This is a genomic window from Dehalococcoidia bacterium, assembly GCA_035310145.1.
GTDB lineage: Bacteria > Chloroflexota > Dehalococcoidia > CAUJGQ01 > CAUJGQ01 > CALFMN01.
This window is the reverse complement of sequence record DATGEL010000037.1, coordinates 13,049-25,601: the sequence shown is the minus strand read 5'-3', so window position 1 is coordinate 25,601 and position 12,553 is coordinate 13,049. Positions and strand designations below refer to the sequence as shown.

Here is a 12,553-nt window from a genome sequence, read left to right as displayed (position 1 = left end):
GGGGATCCAATCCCTGGGCCCTGACCCCTACAGCACCGCGGTAATCAGCGCATCGGTGGGGTCGGCGTTGTTCCAGAGCTGCACGCCGGCCAGCGTGGCCGCGCCGGCGACGGCGCTGCTGATCATCGGGCTGACGGGGATGGCGATCGCCGGGCTGTCCGGCGTGTCGCCGAAGCGCACCACGGCGGTGTTCGTGCTGCTGTTGTAGGAGACGATCGTGCCGCGCCGCGCGAGGCCCTGGTGCTGCGTGCTGGGCGCGTGCTGCTTGCCGTCCGCTCGCGGGTGGTGGCCCAGCGGATAGCTGCTGCCGTAGGCGAAGCCGAGCACCGGCCCGGTCACGGCGCTGGTCAGCACGCCGTTCATCTCCCAGGCGAGCTGCTGCAGCTCCGGTGGCAGGCCGCCTTCGCCGCGGGGCCGGTGGAGCGCCTGCGCGTGGCCGCCGCCGTGCGCCGGCGTGCGCTGAGCGCTGTGCCCGCCGTCGTTGCGGCTGGTGCGCGGCCGGCGCGGTCCTCTGCTATGCCGGCTGCCGCGTTCGGGGAGGGAGGCTGCCTCTGACGGGCGGCGCGTTCGGCGTGGGCGGCTCACCGGCGCGTAGGGGCCGTGCGGACCGCTGAGGCGGCGGCGCAGCCCGCCCGAGGCGCCCTCGCTCGTCGGATAGTCGTTCGGGTCGTACGGGGGTACGGGGTCGTTCATCGTCGCTCTCCTGGGGCGAGAGGTGACAGATGGTCTGGGCCGGTCCCACTGTCACCTGTCACCTGTCACTTACGGGTTCATCAGCCCGACCGACTGCGTGTAGACGCCGCCCTCGCGCAGCGTGTCGAACAGCGTGCGCAGCTCGCGTACGCGCAGCGTCGCGCCGCTCATACCGCTGAAGCCCTCCGTGATCCCGATCGCGTCCCACGGCTCCAGCCCCACGTTCGGCGCCGCGGCGATCTCTCCCGCGTCGGTGATCAGCTGCGCCTTGCGCAGCGGCACGGCCGCCCGCGCCGCCGCGTTTGCCGTCGAGACCTGCATATCGTGCAGCGCAAACGGGTAGTCCGCGATCCGCTGCGCGTCGCTCGCGTCCAGCGCCTCGCCGATCAACGTGGGCGTGGTGGCCGTGCCCGTGTTCTTGCCGTAGAGCAGGACGTGGTTCAGCCCCTGCGCGTAGCAGGAGCGGCGCGCCGTCAGCACCGCGTGGCCGCCGGGCGCGTACGTGTAGACGGGCGGGTCGGTGCTCTGCGGCAGGCGCAGCACGGCGCCGGCCGCCGTGAAGAGCAGCACTTCGGGGATTTGGTCCAGCAGCTCGTGCACGGCCTGGGCGCCGCTGCTTGCCGGGTGAACGGCGAAGGCGGGACTGCTCTGCAAGAGCACCGAGGGCGAGGCGGGCGGCGTGAAATCGAGTCCGGCCCGCGCCAGGATCCACTGCAGGATCTGTGCGATCGTGCTCTCGCCCGGCAGCCAGGAGTAGAGCCGCCGCGGCCGCCACGCCGCCAGCACCTGCCAGCCGTCGTGCGCCGTGATCTCCGCGTAGCGCGTGCCGCCCGCGCCCGAGGCGGTGACGCGCGACAGCCACAGCGGCATGGAGACGCTGTACTCGGCGCCGGCGCTCGTCACGTAGCCGAAGTCCAGGCTCAGGCGGTCGCCGATGCTGTCCGCGCTCTGCGCCAGCGCCGCAAGCGAGAGGTCGCTGTTGTCCAGCAACACGTCGATGCCGGCGCCGTTCTCGCGCTCCGTGCGCGTGCAGCGCAGCACGCGGGCGGAGAGATCCTGCGTCAGCGGCGCCATGCCGTAATAGATGTTGGCCGGGTTCGCGTAGAAGAGGATGCCGTTCTGCGCGTCCCACGCCGGCTTCAACACCGCGGCGGCGTCCACCGGCAGCGCCTGCGGGTCGCGGGCATAGCCGGCCTTCACGTTCGCCGGCTTCAGCACGCTCTGGGCGAAGTTGCGCTTCGTCGCCAGGCTCATCTGCGGGTTCTGGAAGTCTTCGTAGAACGTGGCGCGGAAGGTGTCGGCCAGGCAGAGGCCGCCGGCGCTCAGGATCGTGCCCGGCGCCGTGCCCGGCCCCGTCACATACGGCTTCGTGATCAGTACCGTCTGATGTACGGAGAAGCTGCCGGCCCCCTGCAACGCGCCGTCGCCGAACAGCAGCGTTACCAGCTCCGACCAGGTGCCCGCCGTGTAGCCGGCGGAAGCGTAGATCGCGAGGTCTCCCGCGCCGCTGGAGACCGTGTAGCAGCAGCCGATGCCCATGGCCGAGTAATGCCCGTCGGCAGGATTGGAGGCCGAGGTGTAGGTCGCATTCGTGGCGCGCACGAACACGGTGATGTACTGCGTGCCCTGCACGGCCACGAAGACACGGCCGTCCGGCGCGAAGCAGCAGGCGACCGCCTGCGCCTGGTAGGCCACGCCGTTGGGCAGGTTGAGCGTTTCCGCCGCGCCGAAGCCGGCATCGCCGCTGCCGGAGAAGCGCAGCGAGAGCGTGCTCGCGCCGGGTGCGGCCGTGACCACGGCGACGTTGGCCGGCGTGTTCTGCTGCTGCGCCGCGGCGATCAGCGTGTCGGTGGTCGACCAGCGCGTGCCGCCGCTTTGAAAGACGAGTGGGCTGCCCTGGTAGTAGTCCACGCGCACGCTGCCGGCGTGGATCGCCCACATGCGCAGCACACCGCCCGAGGCGGTCACGGCGTACGGGTCGCTCAGCGAGCCGGAGCCGGCGAGGAAGCTCAGCGTGTAGCGATCTTCGCCGGCGGAGGCGCGCCGCCGCGTCAGGCGCACGGCGGGCACGGCGCCGCTCGCCTGCTGCGCGGCCGTGAGCGTGCTGGTGAGGGTGCGCATGAGGGGCTCCCTTCGGTCGCCGGGTGAAGGGTAAAGCGGGAAGGGTTGAGGGGAGGAGCACCAACCCTCCACCCACTACCCTGAGAGGCAGGCGAGGGCCTGAGCGGTTTCCGGCGGGCTGAGGGCGACGCGGGGAAAGAGCCACCAGCTCCACATCACCGAGACGGCCTGCACCGCCGGGTCGGCCGGGTGCGGCAGGCCGAGCGCGTGGCCCAACTCGTGCGCCAGCGCCCCGATCTGCGCCGCGCGGCTGCCCGAAACCGGGTCCAGCGGGTTCTGCCCCAGTGCGAAGGCGTCCAGCGAGCCGGACGACTGCACCACCAGCACCGGCGGCCCGCCGGCGGCCGCGGCGCTGGTGCCGATCACGTTGCCGGCGCAGCGGTACGGCAGGTCCGAAAGCAGCGCGTAGACGACGTACAAGGGAACAGAGAGCGAGGGACAGGGAACAGAGGTGCCGGCCTGCTCGGACAGGGCGGCAAGGTCGGGGAAGTAGCGCGCCAGCTCGGCGCGGATGCGTTCCTGCGTGTCGCAGGCGTAGGCGGCGCGGGGCTGCCGGCCGCCGATCGCCAGCGCCGGCTCCGGGTCGAAGGGCTGCACGCCGAGCCGTGTCTGCCACCAATTCAGCGCCTCGGCCAGCGCCGCATCGAGCGCCGGCACGTACTCGGCGTTCCAGCCGGCGCAGTCGCTTGGCACGAAGACCAGCGGGCACAAAGGGCGGGCATGCGGCGTGGCGGCCTGTTCCGGGGCGCCATTGCTGGACGCGGGCAGGGCGGTTGTGTTTCCGGCGAAGACGCTCATGACGCCGCCTCCGTGTGCGGCTCGGCTGCGGGCTCCTGATCCAGCCAGGCGAGCACGGCCGGCGCGATCGCGCCCGCGACGAGCCCGCCGATCAGGCCGCTGTCGACGCGACGGCAGTGGCACAGGCCCGCATCGATCTGCCGCACCAGCGACACCGCCAGGCTCACCGCCCGCGCCCACGGCTCGATCTCGCTCGCGGGCAGGGTCGCGCCGCTGCCCAGCCGGGTCAGAACCAACGTCCAGAGAGGCGGAAACGCCGCCTCCGCCGCGGGCGGCAGGCGCAGCAGCTCTGCCGCTGCCCGATCGCGTCGCTCCCCGTTCAGCGCGGAATCGTTCGTCTGCATCTGCACCACCTCCGGCCGCTCGCGGCGGCCAACGCGCCGCCACCGCTTGCCCCGCTCGTCGCGCGGCTAGGCCGCCGATCAGAGTTGAGCCGTGGGGGCGGCCGCGCCGATCAGCGCCTCGTAACGCGCCGCCGCGCCTGCAAGCGTCTCCTCGATCAGCGCCAGCAACGCCGGCAGCGAGACGGGCGGCGCCGCGATCAGTCGCCCGCGCAGCTCTTCCAGCAGCAGGCCGGCGAAGACCAGCGCCTGCTGGCGCGCGAACTCCTCCAGCGCGGCGGCCTCCGGTGAGTGCTCGACCGCATGCAGCGCCACGAGCGCCCGCGCGCGGGCCGTCTCCGCGAGATGACGAATGACCTCGATCGGCGGCATGAGCCGACTCCTTCGCCCGCTATTCCTTAATTCCCTGTTCCCTGTTCCCTACCCCCGCCAGGGCGCCTCGACGGTGAAGCGGCTTTGGCGCGGCTCGGAGGGGGCATAGGCCCGCTGCGGCGTGACGCGGGCGCGCACGATCTGCAGATAGCCGCGGAACTCCGCCGCCTTGTCCTGCGCCAGGTCGCGGTAGCGCAGCCAGGCGTTCGGCCCGGCCGTGTTCACCTGCCCGGCGGTCTTCGCCGCGTACTCCAGCGCGGCGAAGGCCACGGCGCCGGCGATGATCGCCTCGTCGTCGCGCGGCGGCACGGTCGTGCTGGACTGGCTCACCGTGTGGCTGAACAGCGCATAGATGTTCACGTTCAGCGGATCGCTGGCGGCCGGCGCCCCGTCCAGCCAGAGCGAGAGCGCGCTGCCCCAGAGCTGGAACTGCACGTAGGCCGGCGGCCACTGCCCCGTGGGATATTCCACCGCGCGGATGCTCACCAGGCTGGCGAGGTCGGTTGCGCCGAGCGTGATCTGGCGGCTGCCGGCCGTGAGGCCGTAGCTGGTGAGCAGTTGCTCCAGCGGACTCCAGTAGCTGTACTCGTGGACCGCGTGGCTGACGTGCCGCTGGAGGTCCGTGTCGGACCAGATCGCCGCCGGCGGGTTCGGGTCGTCCAGGTCCTGGCGCACCGCGGGCACGTAGTCGTTGAAGCCGTTGGCCACGGGACGCTCCCTTCGGTCGCTTGAGGTGACAGGTTACCGGTGACAGGGAACAGGGTGGTCCGTGCACCAACCCTCCCTGTCGCCGGTGCCCGGTCACCTGTCACCTCCCTCATCGCCAGCTGAGGAAGATGCTGACGGTGGGCGACGTGCCGCCGGCGAGCGTCTCCACCAGCACGGCGAGGTCGTCGCCGTCGGTCTGCACGTCGAAGTAGGTGTCGAAGTTGGGCGCGCCGGCGAGTGTCTGCGCCGCGCCCGTGCCCACCTGGCCGCTCGTGCCGCCGGAGCGCACGTAGGGCCGCAGTGTGCAGCTCGTGGGCGAACCCGTGCTGGTGACGAAGACGCGGCACTTCTGGCGGTAGCCGGGGTTCTGCGCGAACAACGCGCTGCCTGCCGCCGGTTTGGTCGTGCCGTCCGCCGCGGAGATGCCGCCGCGGTAGGCCAGCATGCCGGCCGGGTCCGCCCGCGCGCTCTGCGGCACGATCAGGTTGCCGGTGGCGCCGTCGATCTCCTGGGGCATCGGAACGCTCCCTTCGGTCGCGAGCGGTGAGCGGTTACTGGTGACAGGTGACAGTGGGTACGAGTGAGACTCCGGGTTTCGAGGACTGCGTCCCCTGTCCCCTGTCCCCTGTAACCTGTCCCCTGTAACCTGTTACCTGTTACTTGTCATCTGGCCCGTTACGGCGTGACGCCGATCAGGCGGGCGGCGCAGACGGTGCCGAACATGGCGAGCGAGACGTACCACTTGATGCGCCAGCGCACGGCGTCCTTGGTTTCCAGCTCGCCCACGCGGTCCACCTGCATGCCGCCGCCGCCCTGCAGGCCGCAGAGCCGGCCCTCGCCGAACTGCAGCGCGTAGATCGTGGTGGCGACACTCGAGGTGCCCTGCGTCTGCGCCTCGGAGATGTAATCCGACACACCGATGGGGATGCCGTTGTAGCGCTCCTGCCACATGCCGAAGGCGTTGACGTTCCCCTCCAGGAACGCCCCGGCCGCGCGCACGAGCTGCGTGAGCTGGCGGCGCGATCGGCGCGACATCAGGAGCATGTCCGGCATGCCCGGCTTCACCGCATCGATCAGCTGGTCGATCAGCGGCAGGCTGAGCGTGGCGCCGTTCGTGCCGGCCGCGATCGTCTGTGAGGCGGGCGCGGCGCCGATCAGCGTGTCCAGCCCGGAGAAGCCGGCGGCCGCCGTCGTGCCGGTGATGAACTGCTGCTCCCAGGTCTGGCGCACGGCCTTCGCCTTCAGCTCCAGCACCACGGCCTCGATGTCCTGCACGTTGCTGCGCGTCTGGCGCAGGTAGTTGTCGACGTCCGCATCGCCGCCGAGGATGCTGAGCGTGGCCGTCTGTTGCGTGAAGGTCGGCGTCGATTCGACCCAGGTATCGCCGACATTGAAGAAGCCGGCCGTGGCAAGCGCGTTCTCCTGGTTGTAGACGAGCGCGTTGCCGGTGATGTCGATGAACGGCAGCGCCTGCAAGACGGGCGACTCCTTGACGATCGTTTCCACCACGCCCTGCAAGACCACGTTGTTCGAGAGCTTCGCGCCCTCCGTCAGCGTCAGCGCCATCGTTGGCTCCTTTCAGTCGCCAGGTGACAGGTGGCTGGTTACCGGTGACAGGTGACAGGGGACAGGGGACAGGGTAGAGGGGGTGGTTTCCCGATCACCCTTCACCCTTTCCCCTTCACCCTCGTTAGAGGTCTTCGCGCCCAGTGGAGATGAACAGCGTGACGTGCACGTCGTGCACGGTGTAGGCGCCGCCCGTGGCCGTTTGGTAGAAGACGCCGATGAACTGGCCCGCCGTGAACTGGCAGTCGGCCTGGTCCTTGGAGACGGTGGCGCTGGCCGCCGGCGCGGCCGAGGTGATCTGTACTGAGAGCGAGGCGCAGTTGGCAGCGCCGCCGCCCGCCTTGGTGATACAGATCTGCGGGATCACGGTCACGGAGTCGCCCGCCGCCGGCGAGCCGGTGACGGCGATGCCGACGATCGTGCCGGTGAACGGCATGAGGATGGCGGCGACATCGGCCGTGTCGGGCAGGCCGAAGGGCGTGGGCACACCGCCGCCGCCGGCGTTCGCGGCCGGGTCGGCCATGGCGAAGGGAATCGCGATCACGCTCTGCTGCAGCGTGGGCATGGGGATCGCTCCTTTCAAGATCGGCACGTGCGTGCCGATGGCGGCTCAAGATCGGCACGTGCGTGCCGATGGCGGCCAGTCGCGAGGTGACCGGTTACTGGTGACGGGTGACAGCCGGCCCGAGGATGGCGAGGGCGTTCGGCCCGCACCCCGCCCGGTGACCTGTGATCTGGAACCTGTCATCGAAAACTCGTGCCGAAGACCAGCTTCTCCCGGGCGGTCATGCCGGAGAGGTCGGGCAGCGTGCGGCCGGGGGCGCCGGCAGGCACCCGCGGCGGCGCGTCGGGCGCCCGCGTGGTCTGGCCCGGCGGGCCGGCGCCGCCCGCGCTCAGCACCTTTTCGCGCACGTACTCGACCACGGCGCGGGCCTTCTCCAGCGCCGCGTCGACCTCGCCGATCGTCTGGCCCTGCACCAGCGCCGGCGGCAGCGATGGATCGCCGTTCAGCGCGGCCTGGCGGTAGGCGGCCACGGCGATGCCGTGCTGCGTGCTCAGCGCCTCCAACGCCTCCTGCCGCTGCTGCGCCAGTTGCTCCGCCTCCTGTGCCTGCTGCCGCACCGTATCCAGCGACTGCAGCGCCGCCTGCAGCTCGGCTGCCACACGTTCCGCGTCGCCGGCGCCATGTTGTGCAGCAAACGCCTCAAGAAAGGCGCGATACCGCTCCCTGAACAGCAGTGGATCATCGTCGATCAAACCGTACTCTGGCGGCGAGAAGCCGATTGGTGGGGACATGTGCATGCTCCTTTCACATCGAGGTGACAGGTCACCGGTGACAGGTGACAGTAGACTGAGTACCGTACGTCCGAGGAGGCCGCGTATGGATGATCTCCCGCAGGCCCTGCCGCGAGCTCCGATTCGCTCCCATCGTGATCTGGTGGTGTGGCAGAAGGCGATGGATCTGGCGGTTCTGGTTTACGAACTGGCGGATCGATTCCCCAACGCCGAGATGTACCGCCTGACTGCGCAAATCACACGAGCGGCAGCTTCCGTTCCAGCAAACATCGCCGAGGGCAGCGTGCGAGCAACGGCCAGGGATTACGGAAACTTCCTCGCCATCGCATGCGGGTCGCTGATGGAGACCGAAACCTTCGTCATGCTCGCCATCCGCCGAAACTATGTGCGGCAGGATGACGCCGAACCGGCTCTGGCGCTGCTCACCGAAGTCAGCAAGATGCTCACCGTACTGCGCAACCGCCTGCTCAGGCGCTGAGATACCGACCGCTCGGGGAGTTGATGGTCGTCGCCTGGCGCCGGCACTTCCTGTCACCTGTCACCAGTAACCTGTTCCCTGTCACCTACCCGACGGCGATCCGCTCCGCCACCGCCGCCTCGGCCGGCCCGCCTTCGGCCTGGATGCGCTGGTTCTCGCCCAGCCAGGCGGCGAAGTCCGTGCCGTGGTCGGCGTCGCCCAGGTTGGCCGCGGCGCGGGCGCGGGAGTGGATCCCGGCGTTCACCAGCGCCACCTCGTCCAGAATGTCGCGGGCGCGGTCCGTGGGCAGCAGCGGCCCCCAGGTAATGCGCGAGCGGTACGGCGCCATCGCCTCGCCCGTGAACTGCTCCCACAGCCGCAGCGCCATGCTGTTGCGCTGCCGGAACGCCGCGGCGCGGATCAGCCGCTTGCGCTGCGCGCGCTTGATCAGCGGGTCCAGCTCGATCGCCAGCGCCACGCCGGAGCGGGCGCCGCTCTCATCGTGGCCGCCGAAGGCCGCGCGCGGCGATTCGCCCAGGTCGTGCAGCGTGCGGTAGAGCAGATCGATGTAGTCCAGGTGGATACGGATGCCGCCGTGCTCCACCAGCGAGAGCAGATAGGCCTTCGTGCCCGGCGGCATCTCCCAGATCGCGCCCGGCTCCACGGCGATGTCCTTCGAGTCGGTGATCCCTTCAAGGATGGTGATCGGGTTGCCGGAGACTTCGAGGATCGCCGAAAGCTGTGTCAGCGCCCGGTTCAGCTCCACGCAGGGCTCCCGGATCGCGGCCAGGTCGCTTTCACCCCAGAACTGCTTCGGCCGGCGCAGGTTGGGATAGACCACGTAGGGGATGAAGCCGTACGGGTTGCCGCGCCGCTCGATCAGCGTGCCGTCGTGCCAGATCTCCCAGCTCTCGTCCGTCCAGACCTCGGTGATCGTCGGGTTGCGCTGGTTCGTCTGCAAGATCTGCGGGTAATACTGCTCCTGCTGGCGGATGGCGAGCGGGTCCACCGTATAGCGGTGCGCCAGCCGCCAGAAGCGCTGGTGATCGTCCGGGTAGAGCCAGACGTAGACGCCCGTCACGTCCGGCGCGGTGACGCGCACGCGCCGCTGCTCCGGGTCCCAGACGACCTTGAAGCAGCCGTCGCCCAGCACGGCGCAGTCGATCTCGCTGTCGAAATCGAGCGCCTGCAGGTCGTTCTGTTCGTAGATGTCGCGCAGCACGCGCTCGCGGCGCGCCGCCCGCGGCGCATCCTCCGGCGATTCCGCGTCCACGGCGAAGCCGGCGCCGGCCAGCAGGAAGCTGGCGGCCTTGTCGACCAACGTGCGAGCGTAGTTGAAGGTGAGCCGGCGCTGGCGCAGGTTGCGCCGCTGCACGGGCCACTGCCGCCCGGCGTAGAAGTCGAGGTTGAGCTGGTAGTCGCGCAGCCGCTGCCGATCCATGACGCCGAGCTGCTGCACGGCGAAGGCGGCCGGCGCTGCCGGCGCGGCGCTGGAGACGGCGGCGTTCATGCGCGGACCTCCGATTCGAGGTGACCGGTTATGGGTGGCCGGTGACAGGGAGCCGAAGGGTGCGCAGGCGATGGCCTGGCGCGAACCTGCTGTTCCCTGTGCCCTGTAGCTGGTCGCCTGCGCGGCCCCGGCGCCGCCGCCCGTGGGGCAGCGCGAAGAAGGCGAGCGGAACGCTGCGCGGGGGCGGCGCCGGGATGTGTGAGCGGCGAGGGCCGTTCACAGGCGCAAGAATAGAACGCATGTTCTCAGCGTGTCAAACTCCGGTGATCATTTCGGCACTGAAACTGCCGCGTTATGTGCAGATTCTGCGCCTGAACAGCGATTTACCGGGCATTTCGTAAAGTACTGCGGTGGCACGTGTGCGCACACGTGCCCGGCCGCTTTCACCGCTGCACGCGGCCGAACCGGCGGCGCCGCGCGAGGCGGCCTCCCCGCTGCCGGCCGATCGGACCGCCGGATGTCTCGACTGTAACACCGGCGTTATGCATACTCGGCGGCGAATGGCTTCACGTGTCGGTCTGGTTGCCCCTGGCTTTTTCTGTAATACTATAACAATTCTGCCGCCCGTCGGGCAGGAGGTTGTGGATGCACGCCAGCAGGAGGGTTGGTTCGGCACGGGTTCGGCGCGGCTGGGCGCGCCGGCTCGGCGTCCTGGCGCCGGCGCTGCTGCTCGCGCTGCTCTCGGCCCTGCCGGCCGTGCGCTGCCCTCGTGATTGCAGCCGATGGTGGCGCCCTTCCAGGGGTGAGGCATAATCCTTGCACTTGACATATGCGCCACGTTCCTGCATGATTCGCACCGCGCTCGATTAGTCGCTTCCCGACCTTCATGGGGTGCGCGGCTTGATGGGTCTGGCGCTGCTGCTCGCTCGGATTCTGCTGGCTGTCGTGTTCGCCGCCGCTGCCGTCGCGAAGCTGGCGGACCAAGCCGGCGCGCGCCAGGCGCTGCGGGGCTTGGGTGCTCCTCAGCGTGGCCTGGTACCTGACGCTTGGCTGCTGCCAATATTCGAGTTGGCTGTCGCGGTGCTCCTGGTGCCGGTTGCCACGGCCTGGGTTGCTGGCATAGTCGCGTTCGTGCTGTTGCTCCTCTTCAGTGGAGCGGTGGTCCTGAGCCTCGCCCGCGGTCGCCGTCCTGTGTGTCACTGCTTCGGGCAGATTGCCGCGGCGCCCCTGGGGCGAGCGACCGTCGTTCGGAACCTGCTGCTCCTTGGAGTGGCGGGTTTCGTCGTTCTCGCGGGCCGGCAGGATGCGGGCATAGACGTGCTTGGCTGGGTGGGAGGCGGCTCCATGCTGGCGTGGATCGGGTTTGTGCTCGGTGCGGCGGCGCTGGTGGTGAGCGTCGTGGTGCTCGTGCTGCTGGTGCAGCTGCTCGCTCAGAACGGCCGGCTGCTCGCGCGGCTTGAAGGAATGGAAGGGCGGCTCGCGCTGGCGCCAGCGGCTGCGCAGACGGTCGCCGGCTTGCCGGTTGGGACGGCGGCGCCAGAGTTCGCTCTGGATGACCTCGAGGGGAATGCCGTGACGCTGGCGAGTCTGCGTGCGGGCGGGAAGCCCGTGCTGCTGGCGTTTCTCGATCCTGCCTGCGGGCCATGCAAGGCGCTCTTTCCCGACGTCGTCCGCTGGCAGCGGGAGCTTGCCGACCGAGTGATGGTGGTGTGCATGAGCCGTGGCGCCTTGAGGGCGAATCGGTCGAAGGCGGCTGCCCTGGGGCTTTCGGCGGTGCTGGTGCAGCAGTCGAGCGAGGTGGCGCATCCCTTCGGGGTGTATTACACGCCGAGCATGGTGCTCGTGCTGCCCGACGGGCGGATAGGGAGCCCGGTGGCGCAGGGTGTGGAAGATGTGCGCGCGCTAGTGGCGCGGCAGTTCGGGCCTGCGGCCACAGAATCTGAGCTGAGCGTGGTTGGCGCCTCCTGAGTTTGACGCGGAGGGCGAGCGATGGGCCACTGGTTCGACGACCTGAGCGAGGCGATGGCGACCCGGCGGTCGCGGCGGAGCGCGCTCAAGCTCTTCGCCGCTGGTATCGGTGGGCTGGTGGCGGCGCGTCTGCCCGGTGGGCAGGCACGAGCGCAGAGCGGGGGCGTCACCTATCCTGCGGGCTGGAACCTGATCGGCGGTCCAGACGGCTCGACCGTATCGGGCGCGATGGGTAACCTCTACACGTTCCAGGCGGGAGACACGGCGTATCAGGTGATCGACCCCGCGGCGCCGCTTTCGGCGTGCTGGGGGTATTGGGCCTACTTCCCCGATGGCGGCAGCCTGACGCCGGGCGCGAGCGAAAGTTCGTGTGCTGACGACGGTACCGGCGGCAACTGGGTGATGATCGGGAATCCTTCGATGGACGGGCCGGCACTCGTGCGAGGGGCGGATACCGTTCTGACCTACCGCCCGCAAACGGGCTATCAAGGGGCCAGCTCGATTCCTGTCGGCGCCGGCGCCTGGGCGATCGGGAACGGGAACATTGCCTTGACCGCGCCGGTGGTGGCGGCCATAGCCACGCCGATGCCCGCGCCACCGACGCCGATTCCGGCGCCGATCCAGCCGGCTCCCGTTCAGCCGGCGCCTGGCTCGGCGTGCTGCCGCACCTGCAGCTCGGGGTGTCCGTGCGGGAACTCGTGCATCACCTGCCGCGATCGCTGCCGCGTGGGGCCGGGCTGTGCCTGCTGAGCGGTGTCCGGGCGGGGACGCGCGCGTGGTTCG

14 protein-coding genes are annotated in these 12,553 nt (G+C 70.0%); 3 read left to right on the top strand and 11 right to left on the bottom strand.

All coding sequences use genetic code 11. The features are described 5' to 3' along the window. Positions 1-27 precede the first annotated feature (27 nt). The 10 genes from VKV26_06650 to VKV26_06605 form a co-directional block, all read right to left on the bottom strand. A complete protein-coding gene (locus tag VKV26_06650) occupies positions 28-693 on the bottom strand; it encodes a hypothetical protein (protein ID HLZ69577.1) in 666 nt (221 codons plus the stop codon). Between the two features lie 69 nt (positions 694-762). Continuing rightward, positions 763-2,814, bottom strand: coding sequence for a hypothetical protein (locus VKV26_06645; protein ID HLZ69576.1), 2,052 nt, complete (start codon positions 2,812-2,814; stop codon positions 763-765). A gap of 75 nt (positions 2,815-2,889) precedes the next feature. Beyond that, complete coding sequence (locus tag VKV26_06640; protein HLZ69575.1) at positions 2,890-3,612, bottom strand: hypothetical protein; 723 nt, start codon at positions 3,610-3,612, stop codon at positions 2,890-2,892. Continuing rightward, positions 3,609-3,956 carry a hypothetical protein gene (locus VKV26_06635; GenBank protein ID HLZ69574.1) on the bottom strand — a complete coding sequence of 116 codons (348 nt, stop codon included), beginning with the start codon at positions 3,954-3,956 and terminating at the stop codon, positions 3,609-3,611. Before VKV26_06635 ends, VKV26_06640 begins: the two co-directional genes overlap by 4 nt. A gap of 78 nt (positions 3,957-4,034) precedes the next feature. Then, complete coding sequence (locus VKV26_06630) at positions 4,035-4,325, bottom strand: hypothetical protein (GenBank protein HLZ69573.1); 291 nt, start codon at positions 4,323-4,325, stop codon at positions 4,035-4,037. A gap of 48 nt (positions 4,326-4,373) precedes the next feature. After that, positions 4,374-5,033, bottom strand: coding sequence for a hypothetical protein (locus tag VKV26_06625; protein HLZ69572.1), 660 nt, complete (start codon positions 5,031-5,033; stop codon positions 4,374-4,376). A gap of 109 nt (positions 5,034-5,142) precedes the next feature. Continuing rightward, on the bottom strand, positions 5,143-5,550 hold the full coding sequence (locus tag VKV26_06620) for a hypothetical protein (protein HLZ69571.1): 408 nt from the start codon (positions 5,548-5,550) through the stop codon (positions 5,143-5,145). A gap of 158 nt (positions 5,551-5,708) precedes the next feature. Next, a complete protein-coding gene (locus VKV26_06615; GenBank protein ID HLZ69570.1) occupies positions 5,709-6,599 on the bottom strand; it encodes a phage major capsid protein in 891 nt (296 codons plus the stop codon). 124 nt (positions 6,600-6,723) lie between these two features. Next, positions 6,724-7,164 carry a hypothetical protein gene (locus tag VKV26_06610; GenBank protein HLZ69569.1) on the bottom strand — a complete coding sequence of 147 codons (441 nt, stop codon included), beginning with the start codon at positions 7,162-7,164 and terminating at the stop codon, positions 6,724-6,726. Positions 7,165-7,343: 179 nt separating this feature from the next. Continuing rightward, complete coding sequence (locus VKV26_06605; GenBank protein HLZ69568.1) at positions 7,344-7,895, bottom strand: hypothetical protein; 552 nt, start codon at positions 7,893-7,895, stop codon at positions 7,344-7,346. A gap of 85 nt (positions 7,896-7,980) precedes the next feature. On the opposite strand from VKV26_06605, the gene VKV26_06600 reads away from it, so the two are divergent. Beyond that, positions 7,981-8,373 (top strand): four helix bundle protein, encoded by a 393-nt coding sequence (locus tag VKV26_06600; GenBank protein HLZ69567.1) that lies wholly within the window; start codon positions 7,981-7,983, stop codon positions 8,371-8,373. 85 nt (positions 8,374-8,458) lie between these two features. On the opposite strand, the gene VKV26_06595 is transcribed toward VKV26_06600, so the two are convergent. After that, a complete protein-coding gene (locus tag VKV26_06595; GenBank protein HLZ69566.1) occupies positions 8,459-9,862 on the bottom strand; it encodes a phage portal protein in 1,404 nt (467 codons plus the stop codon). Positions 9,863-10,705: 843 nt separating this feature from the next. Between VKV26_06595 and VKV26_06590 the strand changes: the two genes are divergently transcribed. Both VKV26_06590 and VKV26_06585 read left to right on the top strand, forming a co-directional pair. Then, on the top strand, positions 10,706-11,770 hold the full coding sequence (locus tag VKV26_06590) for a MauE/DoxX family redox-associated membrane protein (protein HLZ69565.1): 1,065 nt from the start codon (positions 10,706-10,708) through the stop codon (positions 11,768-11,770). 21 nt (positions 11,771-11,791) lie between these two features. Further along, positions 11,792-12,520, top strand: a complete 729-nt coding sequence (locus VKV26_06585; protein ID HLZ69564.1) for a hypothetical protein — start codon at positions 11,792-11,794, stop codon at positions 12,518-12,520. Positions 12,521-12,553 lie beyond the last annotated feature (33 nt).

Coding starts and splice junctions, on each gene's coding strand:
- VKV26_06600 (HLZ69567.1), top strand. CDS start 7,981: ATGGATGATCTCCCGCAGGCCCTGCCGCGAGCTCCGATTCGCTCCCAT.
- VKV26_06640 (HLZ69575.1), bottom strand. CDS start 3,612: ATGAGCGTCTTCGCCGGAAACACAACCGCCCTGCCCGCGTCCAGCAAT.
- VKV26_06620 (HLZ69571.1), bottom strand. CDS start 5,550: ATGCCCCAGGAGATCGACGGCGCCACCGGCAACCTGATCGTGCCGCAG.
- VKV26_06590 (HLZ69565.1), top strand. CDS start 10,706: ATGGGTCTGGCGCTGCTGCTCGCTCGGATTCTGCTGGCTGTCGTGTTC.
- VKV26_06595 (HLZ69566.1), bottom strand. CDS start 9,862: ATGAACGCCGCCGTCTCCAGCGCCGCGCCGGCAGCGCCGGCCGCCTTC.
- VKV26_06605 (HLZ69568.1), bottom strand. CDS start 7,895: ATGTCCCCACCAATCGGCTTCTCGCCGCCAGAGTACGGTTTGATCGAC.
- VKV26_06635 (HLZ69574.1), bottom strand. CDS start 3,956: ATGCAGACGAACGATTCCGCGCTGAACGGGGAGCGACGCGATCGGGCA.
- VKV26_06650 (HLZ69577.1), bottom strand. CDS start 693: ATGAACGACCCCGTACCCCCGTACGACCCGAACGACTATCCGACGAGC.
- VKV26_06610 (HLZ69569.1), bottom strand. CDS start 7,164: ATGCCCACGCTGCAGCAGAGCGTGATCGCGATTCCCTTCGCCATGGCC.
- VKV26_06585 (HLZ69564.1), top strand. CDS start 11,792: ATGGGCCACTGGTTCGACGACCTGAGCGAGGCGATGGCGACCCGGCGG.
- VKV26_06630 (HLZ69573.1), bottom strand. CDS start 4,325: ATGCCGCCGATCGAGGTCATTCGTCATCTCGCGGAGACGGCCCGCGCG.
- VKV26_06615 (HLZ69570.1), bottom strand. CDS start 6,599: ATGGCGCTGACGCTGACGGAGGGCGCGAAGCTCTCGAACAACGTGGTC.
- VKV26_06645 (HLZ69576.1), bottom strand. CDS start 2,814: ATGCGCACCCTCACCAGCACGCTCACGGCCGCGCAGCAGGCGAGCGGC.